The following is a 646-nucleotide window of genomic DNA, read 5'->3' as shown; positions in this document are numbered from 1 at the left end:
CCATACTGGCGGGCCTCATCATTTTCCCCGCCGCCTTCTCGGTGGGCATACAGCCCGATGCCGGTCCCAGCCTGCTGTTCATCACCCTGCCCAACGTCTTCCAGCAAGCCTTTGGCGGACTGCCTTGGCTGGCCATCATCCTGTCCATCATGTTCTACGTGCTGCTGGCGCTGGCGGCGCTCACCTCTACCATCTCGCTGCACGAGGTGGTGACGGCCTATCTGCACGAAGAGTTCAACATGACGCGCAGCAAGGCGGCCCGTCTGGTCACCGCCGGTTGCATCGTGCTCGGCGCGCTCTGCTCGCTGTCGCTGGGTGTGGGCAAGGAATACACCCTGTTCGGACTGACGCTGTTCGACCTCTTCGACTTCGTGACAGCCAAAATCATGCTGCCGCTGGGCGGATTCTTCATCGCTCTCTTCAGTGGCTGGTATCTGGACAAGAAGATTATGCGGGGCGAGTTCACCAACAACGGCACCGTCAAGATCGGTCTGTTGCTGGCCTTCATCCTGAAGTACATTGCCCCGATAGGCATCGCCTTCATCTTCATCAACGAGCTGGGACTGCTGAAATAACTGCTGCATGCGGCCAAACGGAAAGAATAAGAAACGATGGACCCTCCTGTGGCAGTTCTTCACCTGCAACG

At 58.4% G+C, this 646-nt stretch carries 1 pseudogene; it reads left to right on the top strand.

The features are described 5' to 3' along the window. A pseudogene (locus QVP67_RS09135) lies at window positions 1-575 on the top strand (sodium-dependent transporter); the annotation flags it as partial. Window positions 576-646 lie beyond the last annotated feature (71 nt).

The sequence above is a fragment of the Bacteroides sp. CAG:633 genome, assembly GCF_000435115.1.
Lineage (GTDB): Bacteria > Bacteroidota > Bacteroidia > Bacteroidales > Bacteroidaceae > Bacteroides > Bacteroides ndongoniae.
The sequence above is the reverse complement of the archived record's forward strand: the minus strand, read 5'-3'. Positions and strand labels throughout refer to the sequence as shown.